General features: G+C 63.8%; 17 protein-coding genes. 11 read left to right on the top strand and 6 right to left on the bottom strand.

What is annotated here, in order from left to right; translation table 11 throughout:
• Window positions 1–3 precede the first annotated feature (3 nt).
• From EJ079_RS04115 to EJ079_RS04135, 5 genes are all read left to right on the top strand, one after another.
• Complete coding sequence (locus EJ079_RS04115) at window positions 4–813, top strand: IclR family transcriptional regulator (RefSeq protein ID WP_127808161.1); 810 nt, start codon at window positions 4–6, stop codon at window positions 811–813.
• A gap of 132 nt (window positions 814–945) precedes the next feature.
• Window positions 946–1,698 (top strand): SDR family NAD(P)-dependent oxidoreductase, encoded by a 753-nt coding sequence (locus tag EJ079_RS04120; RefSeq protein WP_127266933.1) that lies wholly within the window; start codon window positions 946–948, stop codon window positions 1,696–1,698.
• Between the two features lie 212 nt (window positions 1,699–1,910).
• Window positions 1,911–3,260 (top strand): glucoamylase family protein, encoded by a 1,350-nt coding sequence (locus EJ079_RS04125; protein ID WP_127808162.1) that lies wholly within the window; start codon window positions 1,911–1,913, stop codon window positions 3,258–3,260.
• Entirely contained in the window at window positions 3,250–4,782 is a 1,533-nt protein-coding gene (locus tag EJ079_RS04130) for a mercuric reductase (protein WP_127808163.1), read from the top strand. Before EJ079_RS04125 ends, EJ079_RS04130 begins: the two co-directional genes overlap by 11 nt.
• 326 nt (window positions 4,783–5,108) lie before the next feature.
• Complete coding sequence (locus tag EJ079_RS04135) at window positions 5,109–6,179, top strand: glycosyltransferase family 4 protein (RefSeq protein WP_245481815.1); 1,071 nt, start codon at window positions 5,109–5,111, stop codon at window positions 6,177–6,179.
• Between the two features lie 100 nt (window positions 6,180–6,279).
• On the opposite strand, the gene EJ079_RS04140 is transcribed toward EJ079_RS04135, so the two are convergent.
• The 3 genes from EJ079_RS04140 to EJ079_RS04150 form a co-directional block, all read right to left on the bottom strand.
• Complete coding sequence (locus tag EJ079_RS04140; protein WP_127395982.1) at window positions 6,280–7,254, bottom strand: hypothetical protein; 975 nt, start codon at window positions 7,252–7,254, stop codon at window positions 6,280–6,282.
• A gap of 226 nt (window positions 7,255–7,480) precedes the next feature.
• A complete protein-coding gene (locus tag EJ079_RS04145) occupies window positions 7,481–8,056 on the bottom strand; it encodes a DUF1349 domain-containing protein (RefSeq protein WP_127395983.1) in 576 nt (191 codons plus the stop codon).
• A gap of 78 nt (window positions 8,057–8,134) precedes the next feature.
• On the bottom strand, window positions 8,135–9,574 hold the full coding sequence (locus EJ079_RS04150; protein ID WP_127808165.1) for an aldehyde dehydrogenase family protein: 1,440 nt from the start codon (window positions 9,572–9,574) through the stop codon (window positions 8,135–8,137).
• A gap of 266 nt (window positions 9,575–9,840) precedes the next feature.
• Here EJ079_RS04150 and EJ079_RS04155 point away from each other — a divergent pair, with 266 nt between their 5' ends.
• From EJ079_RS04155 to EJ079_RS04180, 6 genes are all read left to right on the top strand, one after another.
• On the top strand, window positions 9,841–10,500 hold the full coding sequence (locus EJ079_RS04155) for a TetR/AcrR family transcriptional regulator (RefSeq protein ID WP_024501867.1): 660 nt from the start codon (window positions 9,841–9,843) through the stop codon (window positions 10,498–10,500).
• A 212-nt stretch (window positions 10,501–10,712) separates the two neighbouring features.
• Window positions 10,713–13,124, top strand: coding sequence for an FAD-dependent oxidoreductase (locus EJ079_RS04160; protein WP_127808167.1), 2,412 nt, complete (start codon window positions 10,713–10,715; stop codon window positions 13,122–13,124).
• A gap of 82 nt (window positions 13,125–13,206) precedes the next feature.
• A complete protein-coding gene (locus EJ079_RS04165; protein ID WP_127397886.1) occupies window positions 13,207–14,460 on the top strand; it encodes a sarcosine oxidase subunit beta in 1,254 nt (417 codons plus the stop codon).
• Between the two features lie 20 nt (window positions 14,461–14,480).
• Window positions 14,481–14,747, top strand: coding sequence for a sarcosine oxidase subunit delta (locus tag EJ079_RS04170; RefSeq protein ID WP_127808168.1), 267 nt, complete (start codon window positions 14,481–14,483; stop codon window positions 14,745–14,747).
• A complete protein-coding gene (locus tag EJ079_RS04175) occupies window positions 14,744–17,620 on the top strand; it encodes a sarcosine oxidase subunit alpha family protein (protein ID WP_127808169.1) in 2,877 nt (958 codons plus the stop codon). The genes EJ079_RS04170 and EJ079_RS04175 overlap by 4 nt, the downstream gene beginning before the upstream one ends.
• Window positions 17,613–18,152 carry a hypothetical protein gene (locus EJ079_RS04180; RefSeq protein WP_127395877.1) on the top strand — a complete coding sequence of 180 codons (540 nt, stop codon included), beginning with the start codon at window positions 17,613–17,615 and terminating at the stop codon, window positions 18,150–18,152. The genes EJ079_RS04175 and EJ079_RS04180 overlap by 8 nt, the downstream gene beginning before the upstream one ends.
• 11 nt (window positions 18,153–18,163) lie before the next feature.
• Here the strand turns inward: EJ079_RS04180 and EJ079_RS04185 are convergent, their stop codons facing one another.
• The 3 genes from EJ079_RS04185 to EJ079_RS04195 form a co-directional block, all read right to left on the bottom strand.
• Window positions 18,164–18,649, bottom strand: a complete 486-nt coding sequence (locus EJ079_RS04185; protein ID WP_023811545.1) for a hypothetical protein — start codon at window positions 18,647–18,649, stop codon at window positions 18,164–18,166.
• A 113-nt stretch (window positions 18,650–18,762) separates the two neighbouring features.
• Window positions 18,763–19,323 carry an FMN reductase gene (gene msuE, locus EJ079_RS04190; protein ID WP_127256266.1) on the bottom strand — a complete coding sequence of 187 codons (561 nt, stop codon included), beginning with the start codon at window positions 19,321–19,323 and terminating at the stop codon, window positions 18,763–18,765.
• A 63-nt stretch (window positions 19,324–19,386) separates the two neighbouring features.
• On the bottom strand, window positions 19,387–20,634 hold the full coding sequence (locus tag EJ079_RS04195) for an SfnB family sulfur acquisition oxidoreductase (protein ID WP_127395876.1): 1,248 nt from the start codon (window positions 20,632–20,634) through the stop codon (window positions 19,387–19,389).
• Between the last annotated feature and the right edge of the window lie 7 nt (window positions 20,635–20,641).

Raw genomic sequence — 20,641 nt, forward strand, 5'->3', positions numbered from 1 at the left:
AGCGTGCGCAAGCGAGCCACCAGGGACGAGACGGAGCTTGAAGTCGAAGGCGCGCAGCTTTCGTCGTCGCTGGTGCGCGGGCTCGGCATCCTGCGCGCCTTCCGCCCGGGCGATGCCTCACTCGGCAATCAGGACATCATTGCCCGCACCGGCTTGCCCAAGGCCACGGTTTCGCGCATCACCTATACGCTAAGCGCGCTTGGCTATCTCCTCTACGACAAGGACCTCGGCCGCTATAGCCTGGGACCAGCCACCGTGGCGCTGGGCTATTCGGCACTGAGTTCCAGTGCGGTCGTCCACGTCGCCCGGCCGCTGATGCAACCGCTGGCCGATCTGACGGGGGCGGCGGTGGCGCTTGGCACCCGCGACAGCCTCAACATGGTCTATCTCGCCAACTGCCGGTCGGAGAGCCTTGTCACGCTGCGCCTCAACCCGGGCTCCTACCTGCCGATCTGGAAGACATCGATGGGGCTGGCCTATGCGGCGGCCCTTTCACCTGAGGAGCGCGCTCGCCTTGTGGAGGCTTTGCAGGAGGCCGAGCCGGACAGGGCGGCGATGATCGGGGCGGCGATCGACGATGCGATCGCCCAGTATGCAGACAAGGGCTATGTGACGTCGTTCGGCGCCTGGCACAGCTATATCCATGCGGTCGGCGTGCCGTTCCGTCCGAGTGACGGCTCGCCGCTGGTTGCCATCACCTGCGGCGGCATCGGCGAGATCATCACGGAAGAGCGCGCGCATGCCGAGATCGGACCGGCGCTGGTGGCGATGGTGAAGGCGCTGGGCAGAGAGCTCGAGGGAAATCCCGGGTAACGGGATTGGCCCAGACGATCGGCCTCGCATGCCGGCTTGAACTCGCCTGATGGGGACCGCACAGTCGCAGTCGATGGTATGGCGGTCGCGTGCCGTCATCGTCCATCGGGTTGGGATGATCGGGAAAATAGGATGCCGATGAATTTTACAGGGCGGTTCAGCGGTCGAGCGGCGGTGATCACCGGCGGCGCTTCAGGCATCGGTCTGGCAGTGGCTCAGAGGATTGTCGAAGAGGGCGGACGGGTTTCAGTCTGGGATCGCGATCCGGCTCAGATCGAACAGGCCAAAGCCACCCTTCCCGGCCTCCACGGTGTTGCCATCGACGTCGCCGATGCGGCCGGCGTGGAACGCGCCAAGCAGTCGGCGATCGAAGCGCTTGGCGGTGTCGACATCCTGGTCACCAGTGCGGCGATCACCGGGCCGAACATGACGACCTGGAACTATTCGACCGAGGATTGGCAGAAGGTCATCGACATCAACATCAACGGCGTCTTCTACTGCAACAAGGCGCTCGTGCCGCACATGCTCGAGCGCAACTATGGCCGCATCGTCAACATCGCCTCGATCGCCGGCAAGGAAGGCAATCCCAACGCTTCGGCCTACAGCACCTCGAAGGCCGCGGTGATCGGCCTGACCAAGTCGCTCGGCAAGGAACTGGCCAAGACCAAGGTGACGGTCAATTGCGTCACACCGGCGGCCGTGCGCACCGCTATCTTCAAGCAGATGAGCCAGGAGCACATCGACTTCATGCTGTCCAAGATACCGATGGCGCGCTTCGGCGAGGTCGAAGAGGTGGCGGCGCTGATCTGCTGGATTGCCTCGGAAGAGTGTTCGTTCACGACCGCCGCCGTGTTCGACGTTTCCGGCGGCCGCGCCACCTACTGAGGCAGGACGCATCTCAATTCCGCGTGACGACGCAACGAACGGGAGCGTAGGGGCGTATAGTCTCAGGCGTCGAATCGACGTTGACGCAACAAAGCTATACGGGAAAGCTATGACACGGCATGACAGTTCAGCGTGCGTGATGACCTGCCGATGCGGGGCAACTGGTTGGCGGTTGACGGACGCTGCAGCCATCCGGCGGGAGCTTGCTTCCTTTGCTTAGACCCGAGCCTGCCGCGCTGTCCGACGACGAGCTTCTGGACCGCTATCAGCGCGCCGCCTTCGACTATTTCCTCGAGAACGTGAACCCCGAAAACGGATTGGTCGCCGACACGTCGCGGCCGAATTCGCCGGCCAGCATCGCTGTCGTCGGCTTCGCGCTGTCCTGCTACCCGATCGGCGTCGAGCGCGGCTGGATGGCGCGCGATGCCGCCGCGAAGCTGACGCTGGCCGCGCTGCGTTTCTTCTCGACCAGCCGGCAAGGCAATAGCGACGACGTCACCGGCCACAAGGGTTTCTACTACCATTTCCTCGATATGCGGACCGGCCTGCGCGTCTGGCGCTGCGAACTGTCGATGGTGGATACGGCATTGCTGATATCGGGCATGCTGGTGGCGGGCGCCTATTTCTCCGGTGACGATGACGAGGAAGCCGAAATCCGCCAACTAGCAGAGGCGCTCTACCGGCGCGTCGACTGGCGGTGGGCACAAGGCTCAAGCCCGACCTTGCGACAAGGCTGGAAGCCGAAGAGCGGCTTTCTCCACTATGGCTGGGAGGGCTACAACGAAGCCACGATCCTCTACATCCTGTCGATGGCCTCGCCCGACAGCCCGACCTCGGACAACAGCTACGAGGGCTGGACGGCGACCTATCAGTGGGAAAACATCTACGGCTACGACGTGCTGTATGGCGGTCCGCTGTTCATGCACCAGTTCTCGCATGCCTGGATCGATTTCGCCGGCATCCGCGACGCCTTCATGCGCGAGAAGAACTCGGACTATTTCGAAAACAGCCGCCGCTCGACCCATCTGCACCGCGACTATGCACGCCACAACCCTTACGGCTATGGCGGCTACGACGAGAACCTTTGGGGTCTTTCGGCGGGCGACGGGCCAGGCGGTTTTCGCACCAGCGTGGAGCGACAGCGCCGGCGGTTTTCCGGCTATGCCGCGCGCGGCGCGCCGTTCGGGCCCGATGACGGGACGATCGCGCCTTGGTCCTATCCGGCATCACTGCCTTTCGCCCCGGAGATCTGCTTGGCGGCGTTGCGCCATCTCGGTGATCGCTACCCCGAGGTGATCGGTAATTTCCGACTGCCGAGCGGTTTCAACCCGACATTGGCGAACCGGCGTAAATTCGGGAGGCACGGCTGGGTGTCGGAAGGCCACTATGGGCTGGATCAAGGCATCGTGGTGATGATGATCGAGAACCATCGGTCAGGGTTGATCTGGAGACTGATGCGGTCAAATCAACACATCCGCAACGGCCTGCGCAAGGCCGGGTTCAATGGCGGCTGGCTGTCTCAGCCAGCAAGCCCGGCGTCGGGTGGCGGCGATGTCGCGTGACCGGACCAGGACTACCGCCTTTCCTGTCGATCACAACGACATTGAGCTGATCAAGGGCGCCCATCCGCCGCACTGGAAGAACCCGCAGCCGGACGATCCCTACAATATCGTGGTCATCGGTGCCGGGCCGGCTGGGCTGACCGCCGCCTACGAAGCGGCCGGCCTCGGCGCAAAGGTCGCGCTCATCGAGCGCAACCTGATCGGCGGAACTTGCGTCAATGTCGGTTGCATCCCGTCGAAGTCGATCATCCGCACCGCAAGGCTTTATGCCGACATGCGCGATGCCGAGAATTTCGGCGGCGACATGCCGGACCGTCTTCACGTCAACTTTCAGCGCGCCATGACGCGGATGCGGCAGATCCGGCAGCGGATCAGCCGCGCCGATGCCGCCGATAGCCTGGCTTCCGAAGGCATCGACCTTTATTTCGGCGAAGCGCGGTTTTCCGGAAGGGACACTGTCACGGTCGCCGGACAAATCTTGCGTTTCAGAAAGGCGCTGATCGCGACAGGCGCGCGCCCGAGGCTGCCGACGATCCCGGGGCTTGCCGACGCCGGCTATCTCAGCAACGAGACCATGTTCGATCTCACGGAGTGCCCGAAGCGGCTTCTGGTCATCGGCGGCGGACCGCTCGGTTGCGAGGCGGCGCAGGCCTTCTGCCTGCTGGGCGCGAAGGTCATCCAGGCGCAGCGCGAACCGATGTTCCTGCCCGGTGAGGAACGCGATGCCGCCCAGATCCTTTCGGATGCGCTGGCGCGCGAAGGTGTCGAGGTTCGCCTCAACACCGAGGTGGTGGCGATACGAACGGAAGGCGACAAGAAGCTCGCCGACCTGGTGTGCGACGACATCACGACGACGATTTCCGTCGATGAGATCATCACTGGCATCGGCCGATCGCCCAATGTCGACGGCCTCGACCTGGAAAACGCCGGGGTGGCTTACGATGCCGACGGTATCAAGGTGGACGACTGTCTCCTCACCACAAATCCGCGCATCTATGCGGCGGGCGATGTCTGCCTCGCCTACAAATTCACCCACACCGCCGAGGCGACAGCCCGCATGGTCGTACGCAATGCCCTGTTTCTCGGACGCAGGAAGCTGAGCGAACTGGTCATTCCGTGGTGCACCTATACCGATCCGGAGATCGCCCATGTCGGCCTCTATCCGGCGGAGGCGCGCCAGAACGGCATCCCAGTCAAGACCTATACAGTGCTGATGCACGATGTCGCCCGTGCGGTGATGGATGGCGAGGAGGAGGGTTTTGTCAAAATCCACGTCAGGGAGGGATCCGACCGCATCCTGGGCGCCACGGTCGTTGCCAGCCATGCCGGCGAGATGATCAATGCGGTGTCGCTGGCGATCAAATCGGGCATCGGATTGCGTGCGTTGGCCGACGTCATCCATCCATTCCCGACGCAGGCGCAAGGCATCAAGATGGCCGGCGACGCCTATCGGCGGACAAGGCTCACCTCATCGTGGAAGCGTCTGGCGGGCCGCTGGTTGGCGTGGTCAAGGCGATGGTGACAGCAGCCTGCCGCAACTGGTGCATCTGACAATCAGCGACGATGCGGCGCTTGACGAAAGCCTCGTTCGGCTGAACAAGTCGAAGCCGATTGTTATGGTTTGGGGCCGTCGCGCATGCCGTCTGGAATGAAGCCTACGGCGCAAAGCCCAGAGTGCCCGCTTTGAAACCCGCGGGCGCACAACCGCTCGACGCTGTCTCCGCGGCGAAAGCCGGGCGACGTGTGCTGGTTGTGTCCCACGATCCAGCCTTTCCGCCGATCTCCGGCGCGGATCTGCGGAACTACCGCAATGCTGAGTCTGCTGCGCAATTCGGCCCGGTCTGCCTGGTGTCTGTGCTGCCGCAGGCGACGGAAACAACCGATCCGTCGATCCGCACCGAAGCCTTGTCGATCAAGGGAGAGGCCCGCTCCGCCTCGATCGGGTGGTGGCGTATAAGGGCGGAGCGTCGCATCTCGCGCGTCGCCTTGACGCGGCTGGAGACACTGGTTCGGGACTTCCGCCCGGACACGGTGGTGATCGAGGGTATCGGCCTGTTCAAGCTGCTGCGGCCTTTGCGGGCACTGACGAAACAGCTCATCCTCGACATGCACAATGTCGAGTCCGACCTGGCGGGACAGTTGCGGCACGTCGATGCGAAGCGGGCTGCGGTGGCGACGATCAGCGAGGGCCTTGGCATCAGGCGTCTCGAGAGAAAGGCGCTTGCCCTTGTCGACAGGGTCTGGGTCTGCTCGAGCCAGGATCGAGAGCGGTTGATGGCGCTTTCCCGGCACAAGTTGCCGATCGATGTCGTTCCAAACGGAATTCCGCACGCCGGGCACAGCCCCGAAACGCTGCCCGCCGAGCCCGTATCCGACGAAAGCTTTCCGGTGATCCTGTTCGTCGGCCATCTCGGCTATCCGCCAAACGTCGATGCCGTCCAGAGGTTAGCCGGCTCCATACTTCCGCGCATCCGACTGGCCTTGCCGACCGCGACACTGATTCTCGCCGGGCGCAACCCAACAACGGCCGTGCAAGCGCTGGCAGGATTGCCTGGCGTGGAGCTCGTCGAAGACCCCGGAGACATGGCGCCGCTTCTGTCGAGAGCGCATCTCACCATCATCCCGCTTGCGGCAGGCGGCGGCACCCGCATCAAGATTCTGGAGGCGATGGCGTGGGGCGTGCCGGTGATCGCCACGCCTCTGGCGGCCGAGGGCCTGGACCTGGTCGACGGGGAGGAACTGCTGCTGTCGGATACCGATGAAGGACTTGCCGAGACGGCTGTCGGACTCTGCCTGGATGCCGACCGCAGGGCACGGCAGCGCATCCGCGCGCATCAAGCGGTTTGGGCAAGGTTCGGCCCGGAAGCCATCCGCGATGCTGTCCGCGGCGGACTGGGGCTGGACGAGGCTGGCACATGATCCCTCACTCCACCAGATATGGAGGAGCGACATCGTTCCACATCGCTTGCAGGAGCTCCGCTTCGCACCGCGTCCAACCGGAATTTCGTGGCCTGCCCAATCAGGATGCGTGCAGAAGCTCTTGCCGAATGGGGCCGAGATAGGTTTGCGGATGCAAGCGTCGCCAAACATGGTCCCGGTCGGTCAGATGCGCGACCTGCTCTATCCAGCGTCTCGGCGCATCGGGGTCCCTCACCTCATGCCAGTCGTCGACGATAATGACAGGCAGGCCCTGGTAGAGCGGGTCGAGCGGCGAGGTCCTGGTGACGACGATGCAGCCGAGATAAAACAGCTCCCATGTCCTATGGCAGTCCAGGCCGTTGCCTTCGGTGGACAGCACGAGCGGGTATTGCGAGTACAGTCGCCAGATCGAGCGCTGCGAGACGCGTTTCGTCAGGAAATCGACGTGCGGACATCCGCCGAGGGCATCAAGCAGTTCCCGGCGCTGCCTCGAGCCATTGCTGATGCTGAAATCAGAGAACAGCCTGGGCGGGCGGCGGTCCACATGATCCTGCCGGGCGCGTATGATTTCCAGTTGCTTCACAAGCCCTGCCGGCGTGGCAAGGGACCGAGGCGTGTGAAGATCGAGCCCGATCGGGAAAGGCTTCACCCTGGGGTGAGTGCCATCACAATTCTGGCTGTACCAGGAGACCAGGAAAGGGTTGGCGAGAAGCTGGTCGACGGTGTCCTTCGCCAGATCCGACGGCACCGAAGCATCTCCATCGGTCGTCAGCAGCGTGAACGGTGCCGTAATCGTCGGCAGCACGATCCTGACGAACGTATCGAGGTCGCAGGTTTGCGCATCCCTGGACAAGGTGCTCAGGCGCAGCCAGACGATGCCATGCGCGCCGCTGTAATGTTGGCGGAAAAATGCCTCGCCCTGCGTCGATGCAGTTGGCGCGTTGCGATACCAGCGCGGCCCGGCGAAATCGCAGAAATGCCCGATGCCCTGCGACCACAGCACGGGCGGAACGCCAAGAAACCTTAGCGCCCTGGAATAGACGGCTCTTTTGACAGCCCTTCGAAACCTGCCCATCGGCAACTCCTAGCGCGGATGCCAATAGCGTTGCAACGTCCTTGCACCGCCGGAGCCGAACCAGGGGCCAAAAATTTCGAACCGTCTGGCGGCATCGCAACTGGCTGACGATCTCGCCGGCTGCAGTGCCGCGACAACCCCCCGGCTCGGCCGGAGGCACGGCGGTCTACAGACTTGATTGTGGCAAAGGTCGAAGTGCTTGCGGTTCAGCGCAAGACCGCACGTCTCAATCGTGCAATTCCCGCGATATCGGCGGACCGAGGGAGAAATCCGAGAACGTTACCTCAAAGCCTTCGCGTTGCGGCGAACAGCACATCATGCCGATATCGACCGTCTTCGAGGTCGGGAAATAGGCAAGCCGCACAGGCTTCCAGTGGCCGTTGGAAGCATCGAGGTACTGGACGCGGATCGCTTCTGCGTGACGGGTCAACCGGATCCTGACGCCGTTCGGATCGGCATGAATGGCGACCAGCGACCAGTCTGACGTGTCGTTGGTGACGACGACGGAGAAATAGGCAAGGCCGTCGGTGTACTCGATACCGGCCTTGATCCAGTGCGTTTCGCTGAGCCGGACCATCAGCCCGGCCTGATCATAGAGGACCTCGTAGTCGCCCTTGACCGTGACTTCGGCGCTGAAATCGCCTTCGACCGGCCGGTGCAGGAAGTGGCCGTTGTCGCGACAGAAACCGTAGAAGGTCTCACGCCAGAAATCGGTCTCCTTGCCGGTGCGCACACGAACGCTATCGCCCTCGATTGCGTGGTGCGGCGGCGGGTTAAGCCAGGTCAGGTTCTGCACTGTCATCCCTTCGCGCCGCTCCAATCCAGATGTGCATGGCGGTGTGCCGGTCCGATCAGCCCGGCATGATCGGTCGACGGCCGATCAGCCTGCGAACGTATAGGCCGTCTTTACCGTGGTGTAGAACTCCGCCGCATAGTGGCCCTGCTCGCGCGGCCCATAGCTCGAGCCCTTGCGGCCGCCGAAGGGAACATGGAAATCGACACCCGCCGTCGGCAGGTTGACCATCACCATCCCGGCCTCCGAATTGCGCTTGAAGTGCGTGGCATGCTTGAGGCTCGAGGTGCAGATGCCGGAGGTCAAGCCGAAGGGCGTGTCGTTGGCGACGGAAAGCGCCTCGTCATAGTCCTTGACGCGAATGACGCTGGCGACAGGTCCGAAAATCTCCTCGCGCGAACTGCGCATGGCATTGGTGGCCTCGGTGAGCAATGCCGGCTGCAGGTAGAAGCCTGGCGTCTTGCGGTCGAGCCGCTCGCCGCCGAAGGCGAGCGTGGCACCTTCCCTGACGCCGATGGCGATATAGTCCTCGTCCTGCTTCAGCTGCGTCGCGTCGACGACAGGACCGATCTGGGTCTGCGCGTCGAGCGCATCGCCGATGACCAGTTTGCTCATGCGGTCCTTGAGGGCATCGACGAAACGGTCGTGAATACCGTCAGCCACAATCAGCCTGGATGACGCGGTGCAGCGCTGGCCGGTCGAGAAGAAGGCGCCATTGAGCGCGCAATCGACGGCGATCGCAAGATCGGCATCGTCGAGCACGACCAGAGGGTTCTTGCCGCCCATTTCAAGCTGGAACTTGCGCATGTGTTCGATGCTTGCCGCGGCAACGCGCTTGCCGGTACCGACCGAGCCGGTGAAGCTGATGGCGTTGACGTCGGGACTGTCGAGCATCGCCTGACCGACGACCGAACCCTTGCCCATGACGAGATTGAGCACGCCCTTTGGCAGGCCGGCGCGATGCAGGATGTCGACAATGGTCCAGGCGCTCTCGGGAACCAGCTCCGCCGGCTTGAAGACGACGGTGTTGCCGTGGGTTAATGCCGGAGCGATCTTCCAGGCCGGAATGGCGATCGGAAAATTCCACGGCGTGATGATGCCGACCACGCCGACCGCCTCGCGCGTCATCTCGACGCCGACGCCCGGTCGCACACTCGGCACGACCTCTCCGGTTAAACGCAACGTTTCGCCGGCAAAGAAATCGAAAATCTGGGCGGCGCGAATGGTCTCGCCTATGCCTTCGGCCAGCGTCTTGCCTTCCTCACGCGCGAGATTGCGGCCAATCTCGTCCTTGCGCGCCAGAATCTCGTCGGAGGCCTTTTTCAGCACTGCGTGACGCGCCAGCGGACCGGAACGGGACCAAGCCGGGAACGCTGCCTTGGCCGCGGCGATCGCCTGCTTGGCCTGTTCGACACCCGCCGAGGCATAATCGCCGACGATGTCACCGGTATCCGAGGGGTTGATGTTGCGCGAACCGGCGTCGCCGACCCATTCGCCATCGATGAGGTTCTTTCGAAACAGCGTCATATCGTGTGTTCCTGCTTGGCCGCGCGGGCATCTGTCTGAACTGGTATTTGCCAGACAATTGCCTCGCGGGAAAGCAAACAGTGAACCAGCAGCCGCGACAAAAATCCCCCCGCTTGCGCCGCGCGGATGGCGGGTGACGACATTGCCTCATCGAGCTTCGATGCGGCCAACATCCATGGTGCGTCGTCCGGCTTGGGCCGATTTCCTCTATACACTTCTGTCCATAGCCTTGATTTGCCTGAGGCAGCATGTCATGCGTCGTGCCGATGGCAGCTCTCGAAACGACGATTCAGCGCGCCGGCGCCACCGGCAACATCAAGGCCACTCGCGAAGACTGGCTGAAACTTGCTCTTGAAACGTTGATCTCCGACGGTGTCGAACGCGTCCGCGTGCTGACGCTTGGACAGAAGCTCGATGTGTCGCGTTCCAGCTTCTACTGGTATTTCAAGAGCCGGCAGGATCTGCTCGACCAGCTGCTGGATTACTGGCGGCAGACCAACACCAAATTCATCGTCGAACGGGCCAGGCGGCCTTCCGCGACCGTCATCCGCGGGGTGATGAGCATTTTCGAATGCTGGGTAGACGAAAGGCTGTTCGATCCGCAGCTGGATTTCGCGATCAGGGCCTGGGCCCGCCGCTCGCCCGCCATCAGACGCGCGCTCGACGAGGCCGACGAGGAGCGTGTCAACGCCATCCGCGACATGTTCATGCGTCATGGCTACGACGAGGAGGATGCCTTCGTGCGGGCTCGCGTGCTGTACTTCATGCAGATCGGCTATTACTCGCTTGAGCTCAACGAGCCGATGAGCAGCCGCCTGCCTCACGTCGCCGGTTATCTGCGCAGCTTCACCGGCCAGGAGCCCCCGGCGGAGGATGTCGAGGACTTTTCGCGCTATGTCGAGAAGACGCTTTCGCGCAACCGATAGTACGGCCCGCCCGGCCGCCGCGGCTGACGATTTCGCTTAGCGCATCGCCCCAATAGCAAGCACGTTTGCTGCCGACAGCAGCAGAGGAGCCCCCTCTGCTGCATCGGCGCAGAGCGGAGTCATGGGCCGCTCATTCTATCGCCTTTCCAAGCTCTAGACACATATGTACAATACCAGTAGGGTACGCCACTGACTGGGTGGAGTGCGACAGGATGAAATCCCAATACAGGGCGATCGTCATCGGCGGCGGCGTGGTTGGAGCCTCGGTGCTCTATCACCTGGCGAAGTTCGGCTGGAACGACGTCGCGCTGATCGAACGCGAGGTACTGACAGCGGGATCGAGCTGGCATGCGGCCGGCGGGTTCCATGCGCTGAACGCCGATCCCAACATCGCCGCCCTGCAGGCCTACACGATCGACCTGCTCTCCGAAGTCGAGAAGGAATCGGGCCAGAGCATCGGCATGCACATGACCGGCGGCATCTCGGTCGCCTCGGCGCCCGAGCGCTGGGAATGGCTCAAGGCCTCCTACCGCATCTTCCAGACCATGGGCATCGACGATGTCCATCTGGTTGGCGTCGACGAAATCCGACAGCGCTGCCCGATCCTCAACACCGACGGCATGCTGGGTGGGCTTTATGCCGCGCGCGAAGGTCATATCGATCCTTCGGGCGTCGTTCACGCCTATGCCAAGGCAGCCAGGCTGCGCGGCGCCGACATCATCGAGCACAACCGCGTGCTGGAACTCAACCGCCGCGCCGATGGCGGCTGGGACGTGGTGACAGAGAAGGGCACGGTGATTGCCGAGCACGTCGTCAATGCCGGCGGACTGTGGGCCAAGCAGGTTGGCAGGATGGCCGGCATCGACCTGCCGGTGTCGCCGATGGAGCACCATTATCTCGTCACCGAGGCGCTGCCCGAAATCCAGGCGCTGGACAAGGAATTGCCGCTGATCGTCGATCTCGAAGGCTTCACCTACATGCGCCAGGAGCAGAAAGGCCTGCTACTGGGTATCTATGAGGTCAACCACAAGCACTGGAACATGGACGGGGCGCCCTGGGACTACGGTATCGAACTGATCCAGGAAGACACCGACCGCATCGCCGACGAACTGGCGCTCGGCTTCAGCCGTTACCCCTGCCTGGAGAATGCCGGCATCAAGCGCTGGGTGAACGGTGCCTTCACCTTCTCGCCGGACGGCAATCCGCTGGTCGGCCCGGTGCGCGGCGTTCCCAACTACTGGGTGGCGTGCGGTGTCATGGCCGGCTTCCTGCAAGGCGGCGGCGTCGGCAAGTCGCTGGCCGAATGGATGATCCATGGCGAGCCGGAAGCCGATGTCTACGGCATGGACATCGCCCGCTATGGCGACTTCGCCTCCAACCGCGAATACATCAAGCAGACCACCGGGCAGTTCTATTCGCGCCGTTTCGTCATGAGCTATCCCAACGAGCAACTGCCTGCGGGACGGGCCTTGAAGACGGCCGGCGCGCATGACGCCATGGACGCCGCCGGGGCGCGCTGGGGCAATTCCTGGGGCATGGAAGTGCCGCTCTATTTCGCGCCGCAAGGTTTCGTCGAGACACCGACGCTGAAGCGCTCCAACGCCTTCGACATTGTCGCACAGGAATGCCGCAAAGTGCGCGAAGGTGTCGGCCTGCTCGATATATCGGCCTTCTCGCGCTACGAGATCACCGGCCCGCAGGCCGAGGCTTGGCTCGACCGGCTGCTCGCCTGCGCGCTGCCCAAGCCGGTACGCGCCAAGCTCGCGCCGATGCTGGGTGAAAACGGCAAACTCAAGGGCGATCTCACCGTCTTCAACTGGGGCGATGGCTCCTGGTGGATCATGGGATCCTACTATCTGCGCCAGTGGCATATGCGCTGGTTCGAGCAACATATGAGCGATGGCGTCACCGTTCGCGACATCTCGGACGCCGTCGTTGGTTTCTCGCTCGCCGGTCCCAATGCGCGAAGGTTGCTTGAGCGCCTCACACATCAGGACGTTTCGCACGAGACCTTTGGCTTTCTTGCCTGCAAGACATTGGATGTCGGACTGGTTCGCGCCAAGGTCGGACGACTGTCGGTCATCGGCGAACTCGGCTACGAGATCCATTGCCAGGCCAATGAACACGCGGGGCTGCGCCGTGCGCTGCTGTCGGCAGGCAAGGATCTTGATGTGACCGAATATGGCTTCGGCGCGGTCAATTCGCTGCGGCTCGAAAAGAGCTTTGGCATCTGGTCACGCGAGTTCACGCAGGACTATACGCCTGATGAGACCGGAATGGGCCGCTGGATCGCTTTCGACAAGGGCGATTTCATCGGCCGCGAGGCGGCTCTGAAGGAACGGCAAGTCGAATCCCGGCGCACGCTGGTGACGCTCGAAATCGACGCGGCGGATGCCGATGCCAGCGGCTACGAACCCATCTGGAACAAAGGCAGGCTCGCCGGCTTCGTCACTTCGGGCGGCTACGGTCACACGGTCGGCAAGAGCCTCGCCATGGCGCTGGTCGAGCGCGAAGCGGCCGATATCGATACGCCGTTGACAACCCACATCGTCGGCGTCGAAAGAGATGCGCGCGTCATCGCTTCGTCGCCATATGATCCACTGGGCAAGGCGATGCGGGCATGACCGATCGAACCGATGACGTCGGTGCGAAAGACCATTCGATGATCCACATTTCTTTCCGAACATCAGGCCTGTCCGGCACGTCATGACCACACGCTATTCCGCCCTGTCGCTGTTCAAGGAGGGCCTGGCTGGCCAGACCGGCTGGCAACCGGCCTGGCGATCGCCCGAGCCGAAGCCGTCCTACGACGCCATCGTCATCGGCGGCGGCGGCCATGGGCTGGCGACGGCCTATTACCTGGCAAAGAATCACAACATCACCAGGGTGGCCGTGCTGGAAAAAGGCTGGATCGGCGGCGGCAACACAGGGCGCAACACCACTGTGGTACGCTCCAACTACTATTATCCCGAAAGTGTCGAACTCTACGGGCTGGCGCACCAGCTCTATGAGGGATTGTCGAAAGACCTGAACTACAACGTCATGCTGTCGCAGCGCGGCATGGTCAATCTGTGCCACTCGACTGCCGAGATGGAGATCGGGGCGCGCACCGTCAACGCCATGCAGATCAACGGCATCGATGCGGAGTTGTTTTCACCTGACGATGTGCGCCGGGTAGCGCCGATCTATAATTTCTCAGCCAATGCACGCTTCCCGGTGTTCGGCGGCATCTGGCAAGGCAGGGCCGGCACGGCGCGCCATGACGCCGTCGCCTGGGGCTATGCGCGGGCGGCGAGCCGGCTCGGCGTCGACATCATCCAGAACTGCGAGATCACCGATTTCATCATCGAGGGCGGCCGCTGTCGCGGCGTCCAGACTTCGCGTGGCGCGATCCGGGCCGAGCGCATCGGCATGGCGGTAGCCGGGCATTCTTCGGTGCTAGCGGCCAAGGCCGGCTTCCGGCTGCCGATCAATTCCTATGCGCTGCAGGCCTGCGTGTCCGAGCCGGTCAAGCCGATCCTCGACACGGTGGTGCTGTCGCCCGGCTGCGGCGTCTATGTCAGCCAGTCGGACAAGGGCGAGATCGTCATCGGCGGCGGCCTCGACCGCATTCCTTCCTATGCGCAGCGCGGCAATCTGCCGACGCTGGAGGGGGTGATCGCCGGCCTTTTGGAGATGTTCCCGATCTTCGGCCTGCTCAAGCTGATGCGGCAATGGGCTGGGATCGTCGATGTCGTGCCGGATTCCTCGCCGATCATCGGCGAATCGCCGCTGCCCGGCCTGTTCCTCAATTGCGGCTGGGGCACGGGCGGCTTCAAGGCCATTCCCGCAGGCGGCACGCTGCTGGCAAACCTGCTGGCATCAGGCAAGCACAACGACATCAGCCGCCCGTTCGACCTCGATCGCTTCGCCAGCGGGCGGCTGATCGACGAAGCGGCCGGCTCCGGCATCGCGCACTGAGACAAAGACCAGAGGCAATCATGCAACTCTTTCCTTGCCCGTTCTGCGGCTCGCGTGACGAAACCGAATTCCACTATGGCGGCGACGCCGGCAATGCCAGGCCGGATGGCGCCGACGTGCCGATCGATCGCTGGGCAAACTATCTCTATCTGCGCACCAATCCGAAAGGCGCGGCGCGCGAGATCTGGGTCCACATGATTTGCGGCGAGTTCTTCGTCATGGAGCGGGACACCGTCACCCACAAGGTGCTGTCTTCGGCCGCTCTCGACGGGGAGCATGCCGCGTGACCGCCTCGCGTCTTGCCACCGGCGGCAGCGCCATCGACCGCTCGCGCCCGATCCGCTTCAGCTTCGAAGGAACCATCGTGCAAGGCTTTGCCGGCGACACCATCGCCTCGGCGCTGCTGGCGGATGACGTCGCGGTCGTCGGCCGCAGCTTCAAATACCACCGGCCGCGCGGCATCTGGGGCGCCGGCGTCGAGGAGCCGAATGCGCTGGTCGATCTCGGCGGCCCGCGGACGATGCCGAACACCCGCGCCACGACCGAGCCGGCGCGCGACGGACTGGTGGCGAAAAGCGTCAACGCCACGCCCAGCGCACTGGCCGACCGCAACGCCTTCCTGGACCGTTTTGCGCGCTTCATCCCGGCCGCGTTCTACTACAAGACCTTCATGTGGCCGGACTGGCACAGGTTCGAGCCGCGCATCCGCGCCATGGCGGGGCTGGGCACGGTCGATGCTGACTGGACCTCGCCCGGCATGGCCGACCAGATCAACCATCATTGCGACGTGCTGGTGGTGGGCGCGGGGCCGGCAGGGCTGGCGGCGGCAAGACTGGCGTCCGGTGCTGGCCTGACCGTCACACTGGTCGACGACCAGCAGAGCCCTGGCGGATCGCTCGGCCATCGTGCCGCGGAGATCGACGGCAAGCCGGCGGCCGTATGGGTCAAGGAGACGATTGCCGAGCTTGCCGCTGGCGGTCACCTCATCCTGCCTTCGACCACCGCCTTCGGCATTTACGACCACAATCTGGTCGGGCTGAATCAACGCCATTTCGACGGCCGGCCGGATACGCTGTGGCGGGTCAGGCCGCGCCAGATCGTGCTGGCGGCCGGCGCCATCGAGCGGCCGCTGCCTTTCGCCAACAACGATCTGCCGGGCATCATGTCGGCGGATGCGGCGTTCGCCTATCTCCGGCGCCACGCTGTGCTGGTCGGCCGCCGCATCATCGTCGCCACCAACAATGACAGCGCCTATGAGGTGGCGGGGGCGCTTGCCGAGGCCGGCGCCGAAGTCAGGCTTGTCGACATCCGGCGCAACGGCACGCCTGCCGCGCCGGCCAATGTCCGGTTGATCAAAGGGCGTTCTCTCGCATCCGCCAGCGGCAGACTGCGCGTCGACGGCGTGACGCTCGACGACGGCACGAGGTTCGATGCCGATTGCGTCCTGGTCTCCGGCGGGTGGACGCCGACCATCCATCTCTTCGGCCAGGCCAAGGGCAAGCTCGCCTGGAGCGATGCGCGCGCCGCCTTCCTGCCAGGCGATCCGGTCGATGGTATCTCCGTGGTTGGCGCCGCAGCCGGCGCGGTCTCCTTGTCGGAGGTGTTTGCTGGCGTGGGAAAGGCATTCGCCGGCAAGGAGAACTCGGCAACACCACGCAGCACCGGGCCGGAGGCGACGGGCGGCATAGTCGCGGCATGGCCAATACCGGGCTCTAAGGGGCGCATCTGGATCGATTACCAGAACGACGTGACGGTGAAGGACGTCGAACTGGCGGCGCGCGAAAACTTCGTCTCGGTCGAACATCTGAAGCGCTACACCACGCTCGGCATGGCGACCGACCAGGGCAAGACCTCCAACCTGCCCGGCCTGGCGCTGATGGCCGGTATCACCGGGCGTACGGTGCCGGAGGTCGGCACCACCACCTATCGTCCGCCGTTCACGCCGGTGCCGCTGGCAAGCTTTGCCGGCGCGCGCGTCGGCGAATTGATGGCGCCGGTGCGCCGGCTGCCGCTCGAAAATGTCCACCGTTCCAGTGGCGCCGTTTTCCAGGAATATGGCGGCTGGCTGCGCCCGGCTCACTATGGCGGCAACGGGGACGCGGAACGTTCGATCGCGGACGAGGCGCGCCGTGCCCGCCACTCGGTCGCGCTGTTCGATGGTTCGACCCTCGGGAAGATCGAGGTGATCGGGCCGCAGGCGGCCGCGTTCGTCGATTTCCTCTACTACAACACCATGTCGACGCTGAAGCCGGGCCGCTGCCGCTATGGCTTCATGCTGTCGGAGAACGGCGTGGTCTTCGACGACGGCGTTCTGGTCCGACTGGACGAGCATCGCTTCGTCGTCTCGTGCTCGTCCTCGCATGTCACTTTGGTGCATGCGCGGCTGGAGGAATGGCGCCAGGACCGCTTCGGGCGCGGCGCCGTCTACATCCACAACGCCACATCGGACATGGCGACGCTGACAGTTTCAGGACCGAACGCCCGAAAACTGCTCGAAGCGCTGGATCTCGGTCTCTCGCTCGGCGACGCCGATCTTCCGCATATGGCGATCGGTCATGGAACCTACGCCGGCAACGAAGTCCGCATTGCCCGCGTCAGCTTCACCGGCGACAGGAGCTACGAGATTTCGATCCGGGCCGATCGCGCCGAGCCGTTATGGGCGCATCTGCGCGAGGCCGGCCAGGCGCTCGAGGCCGTCGTCATCGGACTCGAGGCGCTGATGATCCTGCGGGCCGAGAAAGGCTTTATCGTCATCGGCAAGGACACTGACGGCACCACGCTGCCGCATGATCTCGGCGTCGACGGTCCGCGCGTCAAGCGCCAGACCGAGTTCTTAGGCCGCCGCTCGCTGTTCACAGAGGAGGCCTCGCGTGACAACCGCATGCAGCTTGTCGGACTAGCGGTGCCGCAAGGCGAAGCGCCGCTGGCCACCGGTGCGCATGGCATCAAACGGATCGACGGCGGATTGCACAGCCAGGGCTTTGTCACCTCGAGCTACCAGAGCCCGACGCTTGGCCGCGCCGTGGCGCTTGGCCTGATCGAGCGCGGCGCGGCGCGTCACGGCGAAACGATCGAAATCCAGCATCTCGGCAAGATCAGCAAGGCGACAATTACCGCCCCTTGCGCCTTTGACCCGGCAGGAGACCGGCTGCATGCGTGATCTCGCGGAAAAATGGTCTGTTGCACCGGACTGGCAGAGCGCGGCCATCACCACGCCGGGCCTTGCGATACGAGCCGTCCTCGACCTCAACCAGTTGATGGTCAGCGGCGACCTCGACGCGTGGACACGGGCTTCCAGCATCGGCGGGACTGGCGTGGGTGCCTTTGGTATCGCACAGGGCGACCGCTACGCGGCGCGGCTGGCGCGCGACCGGTTGCTCGTCGTATCGAAGAGCCCGCTCGCCATCGCCACGGGCTGGCATGCAGACGGGTTCGCGGTGACGGCGATCAGCGCTGGGTTGCAAATATTCGAGGCCGAGGGCATGGCGCTCGACGCTTTCATCGCGCGTGGAACGACGCTCGATCCCGCGAAGCCAAGTGCCAGTGCAGCACTTTCCTTCGCCGGCATCAGCGCCGTCGTCTATCGTCTTGACGGCAAGCTGCGCATCCATGTCGACCGCGGCCTTGCCACTTATCTCTGGACATGGATGGAAACGGCCGCCGGCAACATCGCGACCGGATCAGCCGACTAACCGGCGACACGTCAGAGCGTGAACGACCAAAACAGGCAGGCCAGCGTCGCGGCGGCAAAGACCACGAAGAACAGGCTGCGCAGCAGCACATTGCGGCGCAGCTCGTTCATGACGAAGTGACAACCGACGATCGCCGCGGCAAACAGGAACCGCCAGTTCAGCAGCGCCCACACGGCGCTGCCCTGCCCGAACGCCCATCTGGCGACCAGACAGCCGACGATGGTCGCAAACAGCGCGATCACGGTCCAGAAAAGGGCGTCGGCGGCATGGGTCAGGACGATGCCGGCCGCCCTGATCGGCAGGATCATCATCAGCATCGCGCTGAAGAAATAGACAGCGGCAATCGGGATGAACACGCCGGCGTCGGCAATGCCGTCAAGGCGCCTGACGCCGATCGCGCCATAGGGATAGCCGTGCCTGGCCACAGCCAGGCTCAACGCCATGAGCAAGGCGGTCAGCACGGCGACCAGTGCGAAGGATGTGAGGGCTTTGCTCATGACGTTCCTGTCCCAGACGAATCAGACAGGAACGTTTTTAGCGGGCGGTCGTAAATTGCGGGTAAGCGAGGGCGCTGCCCTCGCCTGTTTCGATCGCAATCTGGTGACAAAGCCTATTCAGCGGCGATCCTGCCGGCCGAGCGGTTGGCCAGCACGAAGCCGACCTCGTCAACCGCCTGTGCCGCACGCTTCAGGATCGCCTCGGAGCGCAGCACACCGTCGGTGAAATCCTTGTCGGTGGCGTAGACGGCGGTCGGCAGCGCGAAAGCCTCGAAGAAGCCGAACAGCGGCCGCAGCTGATGCTCGACGATCAAGGCATGGCGCTCGCCACCGCCGGTCGCCGTCAACACGATGGGCTTCCCCCGCAGCGCTGCCGGATCGATCAGATCGAAGAAATGCTTGAACAGGCCGGTATAGCTGCCCTTGTAGGTCGGCGAGCCGACGACGAGCACGTCGGCGGCAAGGATTTGTTCCAGGATCGCGCGCGCCTGGCCGTCGAGATCGCGGGCCCATTTCGCCGTGCCCAGCGACGGGCCGAGATCCTCGATATCATAGGTGCTCGCCGATAGGCCGTGGCTGGCGGCGATGTCCCTGGTGACCAGGTCGACGAAGGCGCGCGTCTTTGACGGCCTGGTGATGTTGCCGGAAAAGCCGACGACTGTTGGATTTGACATGGCAGTGGGCCTCTTGGATGGTCGAAGGTTTGACGTGGCAGGCCGCCCGCCCGCCGGTGGGAATCAGCTCCAGGCGTGCAGCGGCGGATTTTCGCCGTTGAGGAAATATTTGCCGAGGATGGAATATTTCCAGCGCACCGGATCGTGCAGCGTGTGCGTGCGCGCGTTGCGCCAATGCCGGTCGAGATTGTATTCGGCCAGCGTCGAGCGGGTTCCCGCAAGTTCGAACAGCCTGTTGGTTGCGGCAATGGCGATCTCGGTCGACAGGATTTTTGCCTCGGCGGTGACGATCTGGGCATGCGCGACGGTCTCGGCGGTCGGATCGATCACTGCCCGGTCGATCGCATGACCGGCCTTTTCGAGCAGCGCCTGCGCCGCGTGCAGGCGCAGCGTCAGGTCGCCGATGGCCTGAATGGTGTAGGGATCGTCCCAGGCATTGTCGACGCCGCTGTCGATCCAGGCGCGGCTTTTGGTCCTGACGAAATCGACGGTCTCGTCGATCGCCGCCTGGGCGATGCCGGTGTCGACCGCCACCTGGATGATCTGGAAGATGGCGCCGTCGGCGGTCGGCCTGTCGTAGCCCTTGTAGCCGGGTACCAGATGGGTCTTCGGCACCTTGACGTTGTCGATGATAACGGTGCCGGACAGCGTCGTGCGCTGGCCGAAGCTCGACCAGTCGTCGATGACCGTCAGCCCGGGTGCGGCACGGTCGGCGATCGCATACCAGGCGCGGCCCTCGTCATCGAGCGCCACGATCGGCACGAGATGGGCAAGCAGCGCGCCGGACGAATAGAATTTGCGGCCGTTGACAACCACATGATCGCCGGCATCGGTGAAGCGGGTCTCAAAATCGGCGGCGCGCTTGGAGCCGAACTCGGAAAAGGCGTTGCCGAACCGCGTGCCTTTCAACGCTTCGGCAAACAGCAGCTTCTGCTGGTCCGCGTCGGACACGGTGCGAATGGCGGCGACAACACCGAGATGGTTCTGCGCAACCTGGCCGATCGAGGAATCCGCCGCCGAGATGATCTCGATTACCTTCGCCAACGTCGCATAGGACACCTCCGGCCCACCGAATGCCTTGGGTACATTGATCGACCACAGGCCGCTTTGCGAAAAGGCATCGAGTTCGGCGACCGGCCAGATCCGCTCGCGGTCGCGCTGGGAGGAGTCCTTCACGAATTCGGCGGCGAGTGCGTGGGCAATCGCAATCGCCTCGGCATCATCCTTGATGATGTGCGCTGGGGCGGTCGGCCTTGCGACTGGCGGCACGGCGGCGGAAGCCTTGTCGGTTTTGACGGTCGAAACGGTCATTTCACTG

The organism is Mesorhizobium sp. M7A.F.Ce.TU.012.03.2.1 (assembly GCF_004006095.1).
Lineage (GTDB): Bacteria > Pseudomonadota > Alphaproteobacteria > Rhizobiales > Rhizobiaceae > Mesorhizobium.

Excerpts from the sequence above, each read along its gene's own strand:
- EJ079_RS04120 (WP_127266933.1), top strand. The coding sequence starts at position 946 with ATGCCGATGAATTTTACAGGGCGGTTCAGCGGTCGAGCGGCGGTGATC.
- EJ079_RS04130 (WP_127808163.1), top strand. The coding sequence starts at position 3,250 with ATGTCGCGTGACCGGACCAGGACTACCGCCTTTCCTGTCGATCACAAC.
- EJ079_RS04140 (WP_127395982.1), bottom strand. The coding sequence starts at position 7,254 with ATGGGCAGGTTTCGAAGGGCTGTCAAAAGAGCCGTCTATTCCAGGGCG.
- EJ079_RS04145 (WP_127395983.1), bottom strand. The coding sequence starts at position 8,056 with ATGACAGTGCAGAACCTGACCTGGCTTAACCCGCCGCCGCACCACGCA.
- EJ079_RS04150 (WP_127808165.1), bottom strand. The coding sequence starts at position 9,574 with ATGACGCTGTTTCGAAAGAACCTCATCGATGGCGAATGGGTCGGCGAC.
- EJ079_RS04155 (WP_024501867.1), top strand. The coding sequence starts at position 9,841 with ATGGCAGCTCTCGAAACGACGATTCAGCGCGCCGGCGCCACCGGCAAC.
- EJ079_RS04160 (WP_127808167.1), top strand. The coding sequence starts at position 10,713 with ATGAAATCCCAATACAGGGCGATCGTCATCGGCGGCGGCGTGGTTGGA.
- EJ079_RS04165 (WP_127397886.1), top strand. The coding sequence starts at position 13,207 with ATGACCACACGCTATTCCGCCCTGTCGCTGTTCAAGGAGGGCCTGGCT.
- EJ079_RS04170 (WP_127808168.1), top strand. The coding sequence starts at position 14,481 with ATGCAACTCTTTCCTTGCCCGTTCTGCGGCTCGCGTGACGAAACCGAA.
- EJ079_RS04180 (WP_127395877.1), top strand. The coding sequence starts at position 17,613 with ATGCGTGATCTCGCGGAAAAATGGTCTGTTGCACCGGACTGGCAGAGC.
- EJ079_RS04185 (WP_023811545.1), bottom strand. The coding sequence starts at position 18,649 with ATGAGCAAAGCCCTCACATCCTTCGCACTGGTCGCCGTGCTGACCGCC.
- msuE (WP_127256266.1), bottom strand. The coding sequence starts at position 19,323 with ATGTCAAATCCAACAGTCGTCGGCTTTTCCGGCAACATCACCAGGCCG.
- EJ079_RS04195 (WP_127395876.1), bottom strand. The coding sequence starts at position 20,634 with ATGACCGTTTCGACCGTCAAAACCGACAAGGCTTCCGCCGCCGTGCCG.